Here is an 18,532-nt window from a genome sequence, read left to right as displayed (position 1 = left end):
ATGATCAAAAGTAGTTCAAGAGACTGTGAAAAAAACGCGAATACAAGAATTTGATTTTTTTAACAGTAGTGAGAAGCAGTAATAAAGTCCTAAATGCCTTTTGCCACGCACAATGAACGAAAAGCTTTCTTCAAAAGAAGTGAAAAGCGCTGTTTATTCGCTAGAATCAGCTATAAACATTTGCCCCACGGATGACGATAAATTATAGTACACATGGTTTAACGAATTCTTAATGAATTCTTGTACGTGATAAAGTATAATAAATTTAATGAATATGGGACTTTTGGTGTGTGACCAATAACCCAGTGTGAGGGGGACATAGACAGTGAAAGCGGAAGTGATTAATCCTTTCCTGGAATCGGCACGGAACGTATTTGAACAGCTCATCCAGGTTTCGCCTTCCACCGGGAGTCTTGGCGTGAAAAATGTAGAGTACATTGCAGACCATGTCTGGATCGTGATCGGAATGACCGGACAACTTAGCGGGAACATTGTATTTGGAATCAATGAACAAGTTGCATTGAAAATTGTATCTGCGATGATGGGTGGTTTTGTCATTACAGAAATGGATGAAATGAGCAAAAGTGCGATTTCCGAACTGGGGAATATGATCAGTGGTAACGCCAGCACGATCCTGTCAAACCAGGGTGTTGTGGTCGATATTACACCTCCACAAGTGATGAAGTCCGAACATCTGACTACATTTAGTGCAACGAAAGCACTGAGCATTCCTTTGCTGATGGACGGCATTGGTGAGATGGATATTCAGGTCATGATCTCGTAGAATAGAACCAAACGCCTCAAAAGGCAATATGTGTTCAATACGGGAGGACATCACGGATGCTGAAAGATCAGGTAGTGTTTATCACAGGTGCATCGAGTGGTATCGGTGCGCTGTGTGCGCAGATGCTGATAGAAGAAGGAGCCATCCCGATTCTGGCTGCCCGTTCACGGGACAAGCTGGAAGAGATTGGTGCCTCGCTGAAAGGGCCGCATGAATTACTCACACTTGATGTTACGGATAGTGAGCAAGTTCAGGCAGCTGTGGATGCGATATTGCATAAATACGGACGAATCGACATTTTGCTGAACAACGCAGGTTACGGGAAATTCGCAGCGATGACTGAGATGTCTGTACAGGAATTCGATGAGATGATGAACGTTAATTACATGGGCATTGTCCGCTGCACCAAAGCAGTGCTTCCACAAATGCTGGAACGTGGCAAAGGTCAGATTGTGAACGTGGCCTCCATGGCTGGCAAAATTGGTACCGCCAAATCCGCTTCCTATACAGCTACGAAACATGCTGTACTCGGATTTAGTAATGCGCTGCGTCAAGAGCTTCGCAAGACTGGCGTCATGGTGACAACGATTAATCCAGGTCCGATTGATACACCATTTTTCCATCGGGCTGATCCTTCTGGCAATTATGTGAATAATGTACGCTGGATGATGTTGAAACCGGAAGACGTTGCGGGTCATATGATTCGGGCGATGAAAAAGCGCAAGGAAGAAGTGAATCTGCCAAGACTTGCTTCTGCTGGCATATGGCTGTACCAGCTATTTCCTCGTCTTGCAGATCGATTGTCGCACGGTGTAATGAATCAGAAGTAAATGTGATACGAGGCATCATATACGGAATGAAAGAAAGGCTCCGCCGAGGGGCTTTTCTTTTTTTTGGCGTGTATATATACAATTCTGTAATAAGATTTGGTACACGGGCTTTTTTCGCATATAATGAAAGGTAATGTGATGACAGGCTTCGGTTTTATACAAGCAACTTATATGTTCAACTAAACTTTTACACAATAACGGAGGGGACAGAAATAACCTGAAGAAGCGAAGCTAAAAGCTTTCTGAAAGAAAGCTGCATCGGAAGCATATGCTCCGCGTTTATCCCCGGATTTTTCCTTTTGGAAAAAAGGAATCAAAGAAATCTGGGGATAACAGTGATCGGAAGGTTGTTCTGTCCTCGTAGTGTCAGTGTAAATATTCATTAGTTGAACTTATATAACATCAAAATGAATAAATTTAAAAGGATGGACATACATGACGAATCAAACATTTGCTTCAATTGGCGTGGAACAGGATCTGGAGGCCGTTTTGGCGAAACATGGCATTAACGAACCTTCACCTGTACAGGCTCAGACGATCCCGGTTATTTTGGAAGGCCGGGATGTCGTATCCAAATCCCAGACGGGAACAGGAAAAACGCTGGCATATCTGTTGCCATTGCTACAATCCATCAAAATGGATATCAAAGGCACGCAGAAACTCATTATTGCACCTACACAAGAGCTGGCGATGCAAATTGTACGTGAAGCGCAGCGTTATGCGGAAGAACGTAAGATCGGCGTATTAGGTCTGATTGGAGGCGCAGCGGCTAAACGTCAGATCGAGAAGCTGCGTGAGCATCCGCAATTAGTTGTGGGTACACCGGGACGACTGAAGGAATTGATTACACTCAAAAAACTGAAAATGCACAACGTCTCTACGATTGTTATCGATGAAGCAGACCAAGTATTCCAACTTGGCGGCGTAAGTGACGTGAACTTTGTACTTAAGAGCGCATTGCGGGACCGTCAGCTGATCTTCCTGTCAGCAACCATTGATGAGCATACAGCTGGACTCGCAAAGCGTGAGATGAAAGAGCCTGTTCAGATCGGAATTGAACCGGATCGAGCTACGGCTGCGGGCCTGGAGCATTATTATTTTGTAGAAGAAAACCGTAACAAAATTGACATGCTGCGTCGTCTGGTTAGACAGTACAATCCGGATCGCGCAATCGTATTTGTGAATGCAACCGAAGATATCGGTGAAGTTGAAGCAAAAATGAATCATCTGGGCTTGTCCGCTGCAGCGCTGTATGGGGATGCTGATAAAGTGACCCGCAGTAACGTATTGTCTGCCTTCCGTAATGGCAAACTCCAGTTGCTGATTGCCAGCGAAGTCGCTGCCAGAGGTTTGGATATCGAAGGCTTGCCAATGGTCATTAACTATGACCCTGCCTTTGATTCGGAGCACTATGTTCACCGTGCAGGTCGTACAGGCCGGATGGGACGCTCGGGTATCGTTTTGTCCATTGTGGATGAAACACAGATCTTTATTATGCGTAAATTCGCACGCGAACTCGGAATCGAACTGTCAGAACGTGTACTCTTTGGCGGTAAAGTACTGGAGGCTGACCCGCGTCCGGACACTCGGCCTGAGGGACATTCGTTCTCCAGAAAACCAGGGCAATCCAGAGATCGCAAACCAGGTCAGGGCAATCGTAATGGGGGAACCAGAGCTACAATCTCCAATTCGCGTCCGGCAGGTAGCAAACCAACGGGCAATACAGGCCGCACGGAGCGCGACCAGGATCGTAAAAACAAAGGAGCACCCAAGTGGAGTAAAGATAAAACGCCACGCTCCGAAGAATAGAATCTGACGAAAGGGGTGCAGGGATAGATGGAAAATGTTCAATCGCCTGTTCTGCAAATCAGCGGGTTAAGCGGAGGTTATAGTGCCAAACGGCCGGTCCTTCACGGCATCGATCTGGAAGTTGGACGTGGAGAGATGGTCGGACTAATCGGCTTAAACGGTGCAGGCAAAAGCACAACCATGAAACACATCCTCGGCTTGATGACCCCTCAACAGGGCGAAGTACGAGTGATGGGCAAGAAGCGGGACGAGGATGCGCAGATCTACCAATCGGCCATGGCATTTGTACCGGAATCACCCGAACTGTATGATGAGATGACGGTAATGGAGCACCTGGAGTTTACGGCAAGAGCGTACAATGTGTCGGAGGCTGATTTCAAACAACGTACGGAGAAACTGCTGGAACTGTTCCGTATGAATGAGAAAAGCACAAGTTTGTCGACTCACCTGTCCAAGGGGATGCGACAAAAGGTTATGATTATGTGTGCTTTTGTGGCAGGACCACCACTGTACATCATTGATGAGCCTTTCCTGGGACTGGACCCGCTGGGTATTCGCTCTTTGCTTGATTTTATGCTGGAGATGAAAGCTTCGGGATCATCCATCCTGCTCAGTTCACACATTCTGTCCACGATTGAAAATTACTGTGACCGTTTTATCGTTCTGCACCGTGGGCAGGTTATTGCTCAAGGGACGCTGAATGAACTGCGCTCCCAATTCGGGGAATCGGATGCCACGCTGGAGCACATGTTCTATTCCCTCGTACAAGGCAGGGATTGAGCATGGATCTCAAGCTGCTATGGAAGCAAAGACGCACAGGATTCTGGAACGGAATTCTTCCTTATCTGGGTTATGTGATCCAGAGTGGTGTAGCTATGGTCTTTTTATTTCTGGTCATTGCGTTCTCCGCCTGGTATACATCGTTTGTCCAGAACATTCCGGCGGAATTTCCGATTCGCTGGATTGCATTGCTGCTGCTGGCACCACTAGTGCTGTTTAGCAGTTATCGTACATATCTGCTTCCGGCAGATATCGTGTTCCTGCGACCACAGGAATACCGGATGCAGGAATATTTGAAGAACAGCTTTGCCCGGGGCATCATCTATAAAACTCTGGGCTTGCTGCTTGTATTTGTTACACTGTGGCCGCTCTATGTCAGAGCAGATCTGGATGCACGGCCATTTGGCTGGTTCATCGTATTCCTGCTGCTGTGGAAAGGGTTGTCCAGTTATGGAGCATGGCAAGAGCTAAGAATGGTTCAGGTTGGGGCAGCAAGAGGATATCGTCTCTTGCGATGGGCTCTGGCAGTGCTGGCGGTTGGCGCCTGGTTATGGCAACCACCGCAGCGTAGCGTCTGGTTCCTGCTGTTGCTGGCTGTGGTCTACATCGTCGCCCTGCGTATACCGGTGAAACATCGGGTAGCGTGGGAACGACTGATTCAGGTAGAGCAGGGTCAGGCTGGCAGGGTTATGCGGACGCTCGGCTGGTTTGTGGATGTACCTTCATCCGGACAGAAAGTGAGTTCGCGTCGCTGGCTTAGCAAATGGGGGAGCGGTCTTCCCTGGAATGCAGGGAAAGCTTACCGATATCTGATTACCAAAACGTTTATTCGAACCGAAGTGTTCTCAATCGTGTTACGCCTAGTTGTACTGGGCATGTTACTGTCCTGGTGGACAGCAGGCAGCTACTTTGGTGTAGGTGTGTATCTGTTCTTCCTGTTGCTTGCAGGTGTACAGCTTGGTGCACTGCGTCGCAGTCATAGTGAATCGTTCTGGATTATGATCTATCCGATCTCGGGAGAAAGTCGTCGTTCTCAGGTGTTAGGATTCATATTCCATCTGCATGCACTGGCTGCATTGCTCATGTGGTTGCCTATGCTGGCTGCCGGAGCAAGTGGATTGACTGTCACCGGAGTAGCGCTTATTTTGGGTATACTGGTGATTGTGATCATGCGGCGTTCGCAAGGCAACAAATGGTTGAAGGAAGAAGAAGACGAGTAAACGATCGGACACCTGATCAACTCGGATTATTACATTGGGTTCATCAGTGAGAGGTACAAAAGATAACAAAAGAAGGGTATGCCGGGCTGTATCCCGGTATACCCTTCTTTGTGCTGTGATGGAATCATGCAATCAGATCACTTGGTTCTCGCGCAAGTGTGTATTGGGTACTAACAGAGGAATGATTTAGTGATAATCACGAGCAAGATGAACAGAACGAGAATAGCACCTGTGTTAGTAAATCCTCCGTAACCGCCGCATCCATAACCGCCTCTTGTATCTTCAACTCCAGACATGGTCATTCCCCTTTCAAGTGGTTGTTTGGCACGCCCTTGCGTACATCGTATATTATGTGCAGTTGGGGTAGGCTGATTGGGCCGATGCCCGGTAAAGCCAGAAATTAAAGCTTTTGGGCAGATAAAACACAAAAGAACCCTTCGTATATCCAGAGACATGAAACGTCGCCGTTATACAAAGGGTTCTTATATCATTCAGGGTACAGGTCTGTGTTAACTAAGTCGTCCGCAGATCCTGAACTCCACGATAGATGGTTTCATACAGATCTTCCAATCCGGATTCTTCAATACAGGAGAAAGCGATTCGAAGATCCGATTCACCCAGCGCGATTGTACCCACACCATATTTGTGCAGCAAATGGCTTCGAAGTTCTTCAGCGCCAACTTCTTTCAGCTTCAGGCACATGAAGTAACCGGAGTTGAACGGATAATAGTCCCATGCATCTCCATACTTGCCGCTATCGAGAATGGCTTTTACCTTATTGGCGCGGCCTTTCATAATCTCGAACTTCTCCTGTTTCTGTGCTTCAAACTCCGGTGCTTTGAGCGCATCCAGTACAAAAGTCTGGGAAGGATGCGGGCCACTGGAGATCGTTGCCCGGATAATACCGAGTGTTTTTTGCTCCAATGCATGCAGAACGGCTGCATCTTCATGGGCATACGTAATGAATCCAACGCGGAAGCCCCATACGAATTCTTCCTTGGTTGCACCATCCACTTTTACGGTCAACACACGAGGATGAATGTTGGCAAGTTTGCCAAACAGGGATTCATGAATGGAATCTTCGAAGAACAGCCCGAAGTAGGCATCGTCTGTTACAGCAACCACGTTAACGCCGGCTTCAGCTGCCTGAAGAATCGTGTTCACAATTGCATCTGCTTCTTCGGCTCCAGGCGTATAACCTGTAGGGTTATTCGGGAAGTTGAGCAGAACGATCGCTTTACCTTTGTCCTTTTGATCAAGCAAAGCCTGAAGCAGACCATCACTGTTGAAGTTCAACTGATCATCGAACAGGGGATAATGAACCAACTGGCCATGACGACGAATTCCGAAGGTCAGCTCGTAATTTTCCCAGTTTTTATCCGGATATATGACAGCGTCCCCTTCATCGGCGAACAGGTCGGCTACGATACTTAGTCCATGGGTTAATGCATTGGTTACAATTGGATTACCAAACGTTTTGCCTTTAAGCGAAGGTGTTTCCTTCAGCATCTTGTCTCTCCAGACGGTCCGCAATTCAGGTTTGCCTGCAGGTGGAGCGTAAGGATACAGATCTTTTGGCTGGAATGCAGACAGCTTCTCCTGAATAACCTGAAGATGCATCGGCACACCACCCTCCAGGGCGATACCAATCGTGGCATTATGGGTCTTGGCCAAGCTTGCTGCTTCAGCAGATTGACTCAAAATCCCCTCTTTAGGAAAATAAATTTCTTTGCCAAGCTGTGACAGCATGGAGTAGACGTGACTGCTGCCTGTCTGAATACTTTCGTTCAACTGTTCAGCCAGTGGATTCATTCTTTTCATCCTTCCAAGTCTTTGTGATTCAACTGCCTAACATTATATCACCTTGACATGCCCCCGTCACGGAAATTACGCAATATGACAGTTATATCGCTTTACCGCGTTGTTGCAGAGGGTTTTCGGGTGGGTTATCGTTGAATTCAACCTTGGAGTAATCCTCAGAAAATGAAACTTACTGCTGATGAAATGGACAGTATTTCCGCATCATTTCAGCAGTTTCAGTATCTCTTCCTTCATTGCGCTGTTCTAACTGACCACTGATATGATCGAATCTTTCACTGGAGAGGTTTTGTCCGAATTTAAATTTGGCACTGATCTTTTCAGGAATAATTCGGACTACGGCTACAGCTTTGAGGTTTCCTGTGTAACGCGAGTCAGTAGCGTCAATGGGTACATATCCGCCTTGCGGCTGGAGTTTCTCCATAAATCGTTGTAGTACCTTACCTTTGATGTCCAGATCTTTAACCGGTTCAGCCTCACCGAAGGCCATGACACTTTTGAAGAAAGAAGTCGCCGGACAAGCAAGCTCAGGATCACTGAAGTAGGATGGAATTAGGGAGAACTCTTCAGCTACTGTGAAACTGACCGACGAATCCTGTTTGATCTGTTTCATCTTCTCGCCAGCCAGACTGCCGTGGAAATAAAAGCAACCGTCCATATATACGAAATTCAGCGGTGTAACCCGTGGTTGTCCGTCCGGACTGACCGTTCCCAGAAACCCGAAGGAGCACTGATCCAGAAATGTGGTAATCTCCTGTTCTTCATCTACTGTGAATTCTTTCCGTCTCATGTGTATTCCCCCATCATTGAAATGTATAATAGAACGCCATATCTTATGGATAACAATAGTTCATACATTGACAATGAAATAGATCCAATTTACATTCACTTTAGTAGGCCAATTTGTCGGGAATCACATAATGAAGAAAAATGAAGAGAGGTGCATGATGGAATTGTGGCTGCCCATGGATACCTATGAACTTCAGCATCGATACAAGTATGAGGCACTGTACCATGCGTTACGTGATGCCATTCATGCAGGCACATTGGTAGGAGGCACGCGGCTTCCTTCCACCCGTGAGTTGGCAAGGCAATATGAGATGTCACGTGGTTCGGTAGCTCAGGTATACGACATGCTGCTTGCGGATGGTTATGTCCATGCACATCGGGGAAGAGGTACATTTGTAACTGAAACATTATCCACTCAGGAAAATGAAAAACAGGAAGCCGTTTTCAAGTTGTCTGCCTGGGGCGAACGAGTACAGCGGTTGAATATGCAACATGAAGTCCTACGGACTCAGATGTATTCAACGAAGCCGTCCGTCATTAATTTTCAAATGCAGCGCATGCCTGCAGAACATTTCCCGTTAGGGGAGTGGAAGAGTGCACTCGCTGCGGTTCATCGCAGTGGTTGGCGAGAATCGAGCGGTGCAGCCGGTGATCCGGAGCTGCGTGAGGCCATCGCCTCCCATCTCAGATGGACACGTGGAATCCAGGCTGAACCCTCTCAGATTGTATTATTCAGTGGTTCAATGCAAGGCATCACCTTGCTATCTCAGTTGCTGATTACGGAGAATACAGCAGTTGTATTAGAGAATCCGGGTTATCCGGGCATTGCCCATGCCGTCAAGTCCTGTGGTGGATATATCATCCCGGCAGAGGTGGATGCCGCAGGCATTATTCCTCAGCCTTGGGAGGCACAGACGTTATTTGTCACCCCTACCCGGCAGTTTCCAACAGGGGCCGTATTGGGATTGGATAGAAGACGTGCCTTGCTTGCGTGGGCCTCAAAGCGGAATGCGGTCATCATTGAGGATGATTATGACAGTGAATTCCGATGGGGAGGAAGACCCATTGAACCCCTCAAAGTGCTTGATCGTGAACAGCGCGTCATCTACGTTGGTTCATTTTCGCAAACAATGGTTGCTTCGTTCCGACTTGGCTATGCCGTACTGCCACCTGGTCTGGTAGAACCTCTCCTTGCCGCCAAGGCGCTGTATGAACCGGTACCTCCGGCGCTGTTAGAGCAGCGCGCACTGGCGAAGTTTATGACCCGAGGAGGTTACCTGAGGCATTTACGACGGTTAACCCGGTTATATGGGGAACGGCATGATTTTTTTGTGCGAGAGATGGAACTACAGTTGCCGGAAGCATTCAAGATGCAGCTTGGTGATGCAGGACTACATATCTTCGCTACCTGGAATGGCGATGTGGACAGTTATCATCGATTTAAAAAGCTTGCCGAGGAGGATGGCATATTGTTCCGTGATGCAGAGCGATATCGGCTGACTTCAGGTCATCCGGCTGCCTGCTTTGCTTTTGCACATCTGGAGAAAGAAGAGATGACAGAGGGAATCCGGCGAATGCGGCTAGCCTGGGAGAAGTGCACATTTTCGTTTCGGTGAATTCCGCTGTATAATGGGATAAGACATTTCGCTCCTGTAGGAGCAGAGATCATATATGAGCAGGTTGTATTGAATGATGCAAGATACTGATATACATATGGCCTTGATTGAAGAAGTAAGATTCAGATCAGAATGATGCCATATGCAGAGAGATTAACTATCAAGGGGGAGTGGCGACATGCTGCAGGCATCGCCGTCATCATTTGTTATTTTGCCCGCTGTCGCCAAAATTGTCTGTGAACCGGGCTGGAAGTGGCAGAAGCGCGAAAAACCGATGCAAAACTATGATTTATTTTATGTATGGAGTGGTGAAGGAACGCTTGTACTGAATGACCAGTCGTATGAAGTTGGCAAGGGTAGTTGTTTTTTGTTCAGGCCAGGAGATCATCCTACTGCAACACATAATAAGCAAAAACCGTTGGTACTTACGTATATTCACTTTGATGTGGACGTGCCTGTTGCTGACGTTCCCCAGTCCTATCGCGAGGTACAGGAAACGGTGGAGTTTGAGCACTTGCTGGCACGTTATGTAAGACTGTTCTTATCGGATGTGTACGGACGTGATGAAGAGAGCCGATTGATTCTGAAACAATTGATGATTCATTTGCTGCGCGCTGATACGGAAGAACCTGTGGAGAAAAAGGTGAGCAACCAGTTATCCGATGTGATCCAGGAGGTCGCCAATTATGTGCGTCAGCATCCCGGGATTACGCATCGGGTGGAAGATCTGGCTGCGCGGGCTGGCTTATCGCCCCGATACTTCTCGATCAAGTTCAAGGAACTGGTGGGATCATCGGTGCAATCTTATATTATCCGCATGCGTATTGAACGGGCGGAACATCTGCTGGTGCATACCGGCATGAATGTGACCGAAGTGGCGGATGCTCTGGGTTACCGGGATATTTTCTTCTTCAGTCGTCAGTTCAAGCAATATACCGGCAAAAGCCCGTCCGAGATTCGTTGAAATTCTGATGAGAAAAACAGGAAACCGTTTCAAGTCTGAAACGCAAGGGTAATGATCTAGCATTCCAGATGACCAAAAGGGGGAACTTGTGATGAACGGAAAACGTCGGGTCCGCAACCGGGGATGCTCTACGAAGGGATGCAATATTTTCCGGAACCGTCTGCGTCGCTTCAAACCGGCAGAGGACTTGCAAGATGTGTGGTTTTGAGGAGAACTCAGCAGACCAATAACGACGGAGCGAAGCTTCGTATTGCATGTATACATGGATGAATATGAATGCATAAAGAGGATGGCGCAATACCTGGTTACAGGTGCTGCGCCATCCTCTTTATTTGCGTATGGACTCATTAGTTCTTCGGTTTCAAACGACCAAGCAATGCGCCCATTTTGACCGAATCGCCTGGCTGTAAGCCCGGTTTCGGTTCGAATGTGCCACTCTGCGTCAGCAGAACAACGGTGGAACCGAATTCAAAATAGGCCAGATCATCGCCTTGTGCCCAGGTACTTGTGTCCGTATCAGCATATTGTATGCTACTCACGTTCATCGCACCTACTTTGACAACCGCCACTTCACCGTAATCATGTGCGATATACGTAATGAGCCGTTCGTTTCGACTAAGCACGGATCTCATATGGGTCAGGCCAAAGTCATTCACGGGATAAACTTTGCCCTTGATGTGTTCGCTCTCTATTTTGCGGCCGCTGACAGGTGCATGAATGCGGTGATAGTCGCGAGGGCTGAGATAGAGGACGAACCCGTACCCGTGCTTGTACTTCTCCAGATGGGGAGAATGGTTTAATAATTCAGCAAGTGTATAATTTTGTCCCTTAACATTCAGGAGTGTCCCTGCAGATATTGGACCGGCTGCCGTAATCTTGGCATCTACCGGGCTGATCAGTGCATGCTCTGAAAGTTCCAACGGGCGCATGCCCGGCTTTAATTTGCGGGTAAAGAAATCGTTCAGTGAACGGTATTCCTTCCAGTCTTTCTCGGCCTCCTGAACAGGGATGTCGTAAGTCCGGACAAAATAAGGGATAAATGCCTTACTTCCCCGGCTTTTGGAGAAGGCTCCCACAGTCCGGGAGATCCATTTGCGCGAAGAAAGCTCGGTCATTAATCGCAACAGCGTTTTTGCCATGAATATCCCCCTTAGGGTTAATGCGAACTTCAAGGCCGGCAAGACCGGCCGTTCTGCATAATATTGACACAGAATGCACACGAAATCAATATAGTCTCCTATCGTATGTCTGCGGTTGTCTCGGAATTCTCGAATTCTGTTCCAGCAGCAGACGCCCATAAGCCATCGGTTTGCTGTACGTTGCCTTCCAGTGTTCCGACATTCCCGCCTTGCGAAAACCGTAACGCTGATCCCGTCCATTGCATTCAATAAAGTAGATCTGGCCGCTGCGCGTTATCCCGAGATCAAGACCCAGATCAGCCAGATGTGGCAGACTGGCAGCCAGGTTCTGGGCAATTCGAAGTGCAACGAGTCCGATTCTGTATTCCAGTCGAGCCAGGTCGAAGCCAGATTCCCCTAATCCAAGGGCCTCCGCGAGCTTCATGACTTTACCTCCCTGGGCGATATTGCTGACAAACGTATGGGCAGGAGCCGCTTTGGCAAACATGCCTGTTATTCCCCAAAGACCATCGCCGCCACGTTGTACAGATACCCGCAAATCTACCGGCCTGCCCTCATAACGTACCAGTGGGATACGCTCTTCAATGAGGTAGGCATGGTGAAATATCCGCCTTAGGGTGGCGGAAGGAAGCTGTCCTTTGCTCAATCGGAAGGTAGCCCACCCTTTGCGTGCAGCCTTCGTCTCACAGGTTAGTTTCCACTGTCCATCTCGCTCAAAGACTCGCATAATCCCATGACCGATGCTACCGCTGCATGGTTTGATGACGAGGTCATCATGTTGTTCCATCATATAGGCCAGAGATTCTGGCGTAGCTTTAACTGCATGGGGCAGGTGTTCTCTCAAGGCGGGGTCCTGCTGAAGCATGTCATGAATGTGATCTTTACGGTACCGGTTGCGAACGTTGAATACCTGGATACCCTGCAACATCAGCTTGGTAATCTGATGCTGTTCCGTCCGGCGAAGCTGGAGTGAGCGGTTATGAATGACGGAGGGCAGTGGCATGCGCTCGCGAACATATCTGCCTTCTTTTTTTACATAGGCAAGACATGTTTTTTGATCCGAATCGATATCTTCCAGCCTCAAAAAGCAGGGAGTTAATCCATAACTGGCCGCTGCCTGTTCATAATTCGCGAGTGATTCCTGACCGGTCCTTCCGGCCGGTATCCCCCGGTACATGCGTGAATCGAACATAATGCCGATCGTTTCTTGGAGCATGACCGTTCCTCCTTCGATGTTATCGCGACCATGGATCGTCCATTCATGGAATGCCGGCCTGTCACCGCATGGCTCAGACATCGCGATAACGCAGACCGGTGTATATATGCATAGCCATGCACTAGTGCTAGCTCAGCGCGTTTTCAGACATGACCTAGACATAATATCCTATGACATGACTGGGACGGGGGCGTGGACAGCCGCCTTTCCTCAGCTGCCCTGACACGCCTATTTCCACAAAGATCATCGAACCTTCCTGTCTTGACGCCTGTACATTCGTGCTCTGGAATCCGCAAAAGTCATAAATGAAGTGGCAGATGCCCATATGGGAGCATATGATGCCGGAGATGAACGTTAGAGGAAGGAGCAAGCTGCATGAGTAAAAATGGCAAAAAGAAGGTTCCAACGCCGAAACTGCGGCATGTGAGCCCGAAATTTAAGGAATTGGAACTGACTGATCGCCGGGCAGACAAGATGAACTCAGGTTTCACTGTGAATAGGGAAGAACGCTTGAATACGAATAAAAGGGATTCGAGAGCTGTTCAGGAGTCGGAAGAATTCCTATTCGAATCAACGGAGCTACCTGCTTCAACAAACGAGCTGGAAGAGCCAGAGATTGAAGCCAAAATCAAGCCGGAACCCGTAGAGTCTGATCGCAAGGAAGTCGAGACACAAGATAGCTCGGAAAAGCAGATTCAGGTTAGCAGCTTGGCTCCGCTTGCTCTGGAAGAAGAGCAGGACATCAACAAGCAGGAGGTGACAAACAAGGACCGGCTGCAGATCCTGAACCAAAACCAGATGCCGGGTCATACCGGACACTACATCTACACGGACGACTTGAGTGAATTTGCTGTTACGGAGAGCAAGTTGGCTCCTTTCTCTGTAGATGCTTCCAAGCTGAAACCGGATGCGGTCGGCAGTGAGGCATTGCAGGATTATGCGGTGACCAGCATTCACATTGCCGACGGGGCCATTGTTTCGGCGAAACTTGCGGAAGCGTCTGTATCTGAGGAGCACCTGATTGACGGTTCTGTGTCTGGTCATAAAATACGAAATGCTTCTATTGCCGGTGAGAAAATCAGAGATGGCAGTATTACTTCTCAGAAGCTTGGCAACCAGGTCATCGATTCGGCCAAAATTGCCGACGGTTCCATTGGCACAAGACATCTCAGCCGCATGCTGGTCACGGAAGAATTAATCAAGAATCATGCCGTGACCGGAGACAAGATCGCGATTAGCGGGGTGGATACAAGACATCTCACGGGGGGAGCTGTGAATACCTCCAAACTGGCTGACGATGCAGTGACTACATCCAAAATTCGGGAAGCTGCTGTCACAGGCAGCAAAATCGAAGAACTATCCATCGAATCTCACCACATTCAGGCAGGTGCTGTTAAACAGACACATCTGGCAGAAGGGTCTGTCGGTCGTTCACAACTATTAAGTGGCAGTATTGGAAGTGACCAGATAGAGGATGGATCCATACAAACAAGACATTTAGCTGAGGGTTCACTAACTGGAAGACATCTCCTGGACGGTTCAATCGGATCAAGTCAGATTCGCGCTCATTCCGTTGGCAAGGAACAGATTGGCAATGGAGAAGTGGGCAGTGAGCATTTGACGGAAGGTGCAGTAACCAGCAGCAAACTGGCAGACCAGTCTGTGGGAACAGCAAAATTGCTGGAGCAGTCCATTACGGCATCCAAGATCTCTGATCAGAGCGTCATTTCTTCCAAAATTGCGGATGAAGCCGTACAGGGTAAACATCTTGCCAAAGGGTCCATTCGGGCGGAACACATTGCAAATCGGGGAATCACACCGGTACATGTGGACAATTCCGCAATTCACTCCATTCACATTGCAAGTGGAAGCATCGAGGCAACTCATCTATCTGCCGGAAGTGTGTCCGGAGATGCTCTCGCAGACGACGTGGTGTGTGAGCGGCATCTTGCAGAGTCGGCCGTGGGTACGTATGAATTGCAGGATGCTGCCGTTACAGACGTTAAACTCGCGGATGGAAGTGTGACAACAGAAAAGCTTGGAACGGCATCGGTGAGTAGCAGAGCGCTTGCCCCGGGAAGTGTTATATCCTCGCATCTTGCGAGTGGTGGAGTCACAGGGACACATCTGGCTCCAGGTAGCGTGGGTTCCGAGGCCCTGAGACCTTATGCAGTGAAATCGGAACACTTGACAGAACATGCCGTAGGTGTACCTCATCTTCAGCCGGGCAGTGTTGAAACGGATGCGATTGCACGGGCCGCGGTCACAACAGACAAATTGGCTATTGATAGTGTAACTTCAGCCCAGCTGGCTGGCGGGTCTATTTTTCCGCCTCATCTAACAGATCATGCGGTTACCTCCCCCAAGCTCTCACCAGAAAGTGTTGCCACAGATAAACTGGCGGATTTTGCTGTTACGTCAGCTAAACTGGCAGACGGCAGCGTGACTTCTTCCAAGATTATGGCAGAGAGTATTAACGCCAAACATATTCCAGCAGGAACCATTCGCGGATATCACCTGAAGCAGCATGCCGTTTCACTGGAACATTTGTCGGAAGAAATACGCTCGCCCGAGTTATTCGCTGATGGCAGTATTACCGGCAACAAACTTCGGCATGGCTCCATAAGTGCGGACCATTTGACAGCAGACTCGGTATCCGGGACAGAACTGCAACAGGCTGCTGTAGGTAGCGAGCACTTGCAGCCATCCGTTGTACAATCCGTCCATTTGGCTGAAGGCAGCGTGAAGTCTGATCATTTGGGGACTCAAGTAGTGGGCTCACAGCATCTGAAGCCAGACATCATTCATGAGGAGCATATTGCTGAACAGGTGGTCACATCGCATCACTTGGCACCTGGATCTGTCGAAACAGACCACCTGGCACCTTTATCCATTACAGCGGCTCACCTACAGCCAGGTTTGATCAGTGGTTTGCATCTTCAGGCAGAGTCAACAAGTGCTGTTCACCTGCAGCAAGGAGCTGTGCATTCCCGTCATATTCAAGATGGTGAGATTCTTCCTCATCATATCCATGAACGCAGCATCGGAACATCTCATCTGGAAGAAGAAGCGGTAAGTACGATTATTTTGCAGGATGAATCTGTAACACGCTCCAAATTAGCAACGGGTAGTGTGGATGGCAGCAAATTAGCTGCAGGAACCGTATCGGCTACTCACATTGCCAATGAAAGTGTGCAAACCCGTCATATCCAAGAAGGCGCAATCCTTGCTGATCATATTCAAGAGTGCAGTATTGGCTCAGTTCATCTGGATGAGGAGGCTGTAAGTTCGGTTCATTTGCAAAATGGATCTGTAACAAGTGCCAAACTGGCGGATGGCAGTATAAACGGCAGCAAATTGCTTGAAGGAACCGTATCGGGGATTCATATTGCGTCCGAAAGTGTGCAACCCGGGCACATTCAGGCAGGGGCTATTCATGCTGACCATATTCAGGAGCGGAGCATCGGCACAACCCATCTGGAGGAGGAAGCAGTAAGTGCGATTCACCTGCAAAATGGGTCTGTCATCAGTGCCAAACTGGCCGACGGCAGTGTAACCGGCAGTAAGTTGATCGAAGATGCGGTGTCAGGAATCCATATCGCCTCTGAAAGTGTGCAATCCCGCCATATCCAGGCAGGAGTAATTCTTGCTGACCATATTCAGGAGCACAGCATTGGCATGCTTCACTTGGAACAGGAAGCAGTAAGTGCCATTCATCTGCAAAATGGATCTGTAACAAGTACCAAGTTGGCCGACGGGAGTGTAACCGGCAGCAAGTTGCTTGAAGGAGCAGTATCAGATATCCACATTGCAGACGATAGTGTGCAATCCCGTCATATTCAAGAGGGAACAATCCTTGCTGATCATATTCAAGAGCGGAGCATCGGCACAGCACATTTGGAAGAGGAGTCGGTAAGTGCCATTCATTTGCAAAATGGATCTGTAACGAGTGCCAAACTGGCAGATGGCAGTATAACTGGCAGCAAGTTACTCGAAGGCACGTTATCCGGGATTCATATCGCATCGGAAAGTGTGCAATCCGGGCATATTCAGGCAGGAGCTATCCATGCTGGTCATATTCAGGAACGAAGCATCGGCACAGCCCATCTGGAAGAGGAATCAGTAAGTGCGGTTCATCTGCAAAATGGGTCCGTCACAAGTGTCAAATTGGCTGATGGTAGCATTAGCGGCAGCAAATTGCTCGAAGATGCTGTATTGGGGAGCCATATCGCATCGGAAAGTGTGCAAACTCGCCATATCCAGACAGGAGCGATCCTTGCTGATCATATTCAGGAGCATAGCATTGGTACGTCCCATCTGGAGGAGGAAGCAATAAGTGCGGTTCATCTGCAAAATGAATCCGTAACGAGTGCCAAACTGGCGGATGGCAGTGTGAGCAGCGACAAACTGCTTGAAAATGCGGTGTCGGATGTTCATATTGCCAATGGAAGTGTGCAATCCCGTCATATCCAGGAGAGAGCCATACATGCTGACCATATTCAAGAGCGAAGCATTGGGATCTCCCACCTCAAAGCGGAATCGGTAAGTGCGATTCACCTGCACAATGGTTCCATAACAAGTGCCAAAATGGCTGACGGCAGTGTGAACGGTAATAAATTGCTTGAAGGTGCGGTATCGGCTATTCACATAGCAGACAAAAGTGTGCAATCTCGTCATATTCAGGATGGAACCATTCTTGCTGATCATATTCAGGAACGCAGTATTCGCACAGTCCATCTGGAAGAGGAATTGGTAAGCGGAATTCACCTGCAGAATGGATCCGTAACGAGCGCCAAACTAGCTGACGGCAGTGTAACTGGCAGCAAACTGGGTGACCAAAGCATTACCTCCAATCACTTGAATGCGGGAATTGTTGGTCCTGCCCATTTAAGTGTAGAGATCTGGAATGCGATTCGTCAGTTCAGTGGAGAAACGCTGGAACAGCTGGCAGCGATCAAAAGACAAGAGGGATTGCTTCAATCAGAAAATGAAGGTGTACAGCAATCACAGCAGGTCATTGTCGAGACATTGCCGAGTGCTGGTCTGGAGCAACAACAAGAGCTGATATCCCAAACAGATCAGGCTCAGCAACCACAGCTTGAACGGTCACAGGAAATCGCTGGAACTACAGAGTTTATGTTGAGTGAACACTCGATTACACAAGAGCATCTGTGTGATGATGCCGTGGGCAGCAGCCAGTTGCAATCGGGGGCAGTTCAGACCAAACATCTGGCCTTCCAGCCCGTTCGCAGCGTAAGCAAACAACCGGTTGTACAACAATTCGGGATGGAAGCTTTTGTACTGCCAGAGAGTGAAGCATGCACAGAGGTAACTGTTGTTTTTGAAGAATCATTTGCTTCAGAACATTATGTGATTGTGGGCATGAGCAATGATCGGGGATTCCAGATTTCCCTGCTCTCGCAGAGTGAGGATGAAGCGGTACTTGAGGTGTCGCGTACGGCAGATTGCAAGCATACGTACGGGTTGTTGTCGTGGATTGCTGCGGGACCTTCGCAAGGATAGTGCAGGATTGTATCCGTAATATACAAATGACAAAAGCGGTGTCC

13 protein-coding genes are annotated in these 18,532 nt (G+C 48.5%); 8 read left to right on the top strand and 5 right to left on the bottom strand.

Annotation, left to right across the window (positions count from 1 at the left end):
* Nucleotides 1-325 precede the first annotated feature (325 nt).
* The 5 genes from AC6CIF_RS21320 (at nt 326) to AC6CIF_RS21300 (ending at nt 5,423) form a co-directional block, all read left to right on the top strand.
* Nucleotides 326-784, top strand: coding sequence for a chemotaxis protein CheX (locus AC6CIF_RS21320; RefSeq protein ID WP_036605799.1), 459 nt, complete (start codon nt 326-328; stop codon nt 782-784).
* Nucleotides 785-840: 56 nt separating this feature from the next.
* On the top strand, nt 841-1,614 hold the full coding sequence (locus AC6CIF_RS21315) for an SDR family NAD(P)-dependent oxidoreductase (protein ID WP_498201454.1): 774 nt from the start codon (nt 841-843) through the stop codon (nt 1,612-1,614).
* 435 nt (nt 1,615-2,049) lie between these two features.
* On the top strand, nt 2,050-3,423 hold the full coding sequence (locus AC6CIF_RS21310; RefSeq protein WP_047841268.1) for a DEAD/DEAH box helicase: 1,374 nt from the start codon (nt 2,050-2,052) through the stop codon (nt 3,421-3,423).
* A gap of 27 nt (nt 3,424-3,450) precedes the next feature.
* On the top strand, nt 3,451-4,203 hold the full coding sequence (locus AC6CIF_RS21305) for an ABC transporter ATP-binding protein (protein ID WP_036605802.1): 753 nt from the start codon (nt 3,451-3,453) through the stop codon (nt 4,201-4,203).
* Between the two features lie 2 nt (nt 4,204-4,205).
* Nucleotides 4,206-5,423: an ABC transporter permease gene (locus AC6CIF_RS21300; RefSeq protein WP_498201453.1), complete on the top strand. Its 1,218-nt coding sequence runs from the start codon at nt 4,206-4,208 to the stop codon at nt 5,421-5,423.
* A gap of 170 nt (nt 5,424-5,593) precedes the next feature.
* Here AC6CIF_RS21300 and AC6CIF_RS21295 read toward each other — a convergent pair whose 3' ends face one another.
* The 3 genes from AC6CIF_RS21295 to AC6CIF_RS21285 form a co-directional block, all read right to left on the bottom strand.
* Nucleotides 5,594-5,719, bottom strand: a complete 126-nt coding sequence (locus tag AC6CIF_RS21295) for a YjcZ family sporulation protein (protein ID WP_206759599.1) — start codon at nt 5,717-5,719, stop codon at nt 5,594-5,596.
* 217 nt (nt 5,720-5,936) lie between these two features.
* Nucleotides 5,937-7,235 carry an aminotransferase class I/II-fold pyridoxal phosphate-dependent enzyme gene (locus AC6CIF_RS21290; RefSeq protein ID WP_105601251.1) on the bottom strand — a complete coding sequence of 433 codons (1,299 nt, stop codon included), beginning with the start codon at nt 7,233-7,235 and terminating at the stop codon, nt 5,937-5,939.
* Between the two features lie 178 nt (nt 7,236-7,413).
* A complete protein-coding gene (locus tag AC6CIF_RS21285) occupies nt 7,414-8,031 on the bottom strand; it encodes a pyridoxamine 5'-phosphate oxidase family protein (protein WP_076211126.1) in 618 nt (205 codons plus the stop codon).
* Nucleotides 8,032-8,188: 157 nt separating this feature from the next.
* On the opposite strand from AC6CIF_RS21285, the gene pdxR reads away from it, so the two are divergent.
* Together pdxR and AC6CIF_RS21275 are read left to right on the top strand one after the other, a co-directional pair.
* Nucleotides 8,189-9,646 (top strand): MocR-like pyridoxine biosynthesis transcription factor PdxR, encoded by a 1,458-nt coding sequence (pdxR, locus tag AC6CIF_RS21280; protein WP_498201475.1) that lies wholly within the window; start codon nt 8,189-8,191, stop codon nt 9,644-9,646.
* Nucleotides 9,647-9,824: 178 nt separating this feature from the next.
* Nucleotides 9,825-10,610, top strand: coding sequence for an AraC family transcriptional regulator (locus AC6CIF_RS21275; protein WP_036605807.1), 786 nt, complete (start codon nt 9,825-9,827; stop codon nt 10,608-10,610).
* A gap of 347 nt (nt 10,611-10,957) precedes the next feature.
* Here AC6CIF_RS21275 and asd read toward each other — a convergent pair whose 3' ends face one another.
* The gene (gene asd, locus AC6CIF_RS21270; RefSeq protein ID WP_062837904.1) at nt 10,958-11,749 is read right to left on the bottom strand and encodes an archaetidylserine decarboxylase; all 792 of its coding nucleotides are present in this window, start codon (nt 11,747-11,749) and stop codon (nt 10,958-10,960) included.
* Between the two features lie 85 nt (nt 11,750-11,834).
* On the bottom strand, nt 11,835-12,965 hold the full coding sequence (locus tag AC6CIF_RS21265; RefSeq protein ID WP_498201452.1) for a YheC/YheD family endospore coat-associated protein: 1,131 nt from the start codon (nt 12,963-12,965) through the stop codon (nt 11,835-11,837).
* 375 nt (nt 12,966-13,340) lie between these two features.
* Between AC6CIF_RS21265 and AC6CIF_RS21260 the strand changes: the two genes are divergently transcribed.
* Nucleotides 13,341-18,488, top strand: coding sequence for a WIAG-tail domain (locus tag AC6CIF_RS21260; RefSeq protein ID WP_498201451.1), 5,148 nt, complete (start codon nt 13,341-13,343; stop codon nt 18,486-18,488).
* The last annotated feature ends 44 nt before the right edge of the window (nt 18,489-18,532 follow it).

It is taken from the genome of Paenibacillus sp. GQ49 (assembly GCF_059759055.1).
This window is presented reverse-complemented; position numbering and strand designations above follow the sequence as displayed.

What these genes read in the sequence shown, in the direction of transcription:
- AC6CIF_RS21315 (WP_498201454.1), top strand. Translation starts at nt 841, where the DNA reads ATGCTGAAAGATCAGGTAGTGTTTATCACAGGTGCATCGAGTGGTATC.
- AC6CIF_RS21275 (WP_036605807.1), top strand. Translation starts at nt 9,825, where the DNA reads ATGCTGCAGGCATCGCCGTCATCATTTGTTATTTTGCCCGCTGTCGCC.
- AC6CIF_RS21310 (WP_047841268.1), top strand. Translation starts at nt 2,050, where the DNA reads ATGACGAATCAAACATTTGCTTCAATTGGCGTGGAACAGGATCTGGAG.
- AC6CIF_RS21260 (WP_498201451.1), top strand. Translation starts at nt 13,341, where the DNA reads ATGAGTAAAAATGGCAAAAAGAAGGTTCCAACGCCGAAACTGCGGCAT.
- AC6CIF_RS21265 (WP_498201452.1), bottom strand. Translation starts at nt 12,965, where the DNA reads ATGCTCCAAGAAACGATCGGCATTATGTTCGATTCACGCATGTACCGG.
- AC6CIF_RS21285 (WP_076211126.1), bottom strand. Translation starts at nt 8,031, where the DNA reads ATGAGACGGAAAGAATTCACAGTAGATGAAGAACAGGAGATTACCACA.
- pdxR (WP_498201475.1), top strand. Translation starts at nt 8,189, where the DNA reads ATGGAATTGTGGCTGCCCATGGATACCTATGAACTTCAGCATCGATAC.
- AC6CIF_RS21300 (WP_498201453.1), top strand. Translation starts at nt 4,206, where the DNA reads ATGGATCTCAAGCTGCTATGGAAGCAAAGACGCACAGGATTCTGGAAC.
- asd (WP_062837904.1), bottom strand. Translation starts at nt 11,749, where the DNA reads ATGGCAAAAACGCTGTTGCGATTAATGACCGAGCTTTCTTCGCGCAAA.
- AC6CIF_RS21290 (WP_105601251.1), bottom strand. Translation starts at nt 7,235, where the DNA reads ATGAATCCACTGGCTGAACAGTTGAACGAAAGTATTCAGACAGGCAGC.
- AC6CIF_RS21305 (WP_036605802.1), top strand. Translation starts at nt 3,451, where the DNA reads ATGGAAAATGTTCAATCGCCTGTTCTGCAAATCAGCGGGTTAAGCGGA.
- AC6CIF_RS21295 (WP_206759599.1), bottom strand. Translation starts at nt 5,719, where the DNA reads ATGTCTGGAGTTGAAGATACAAGAGGCGGTTATGGATGCGGCGGTTAC.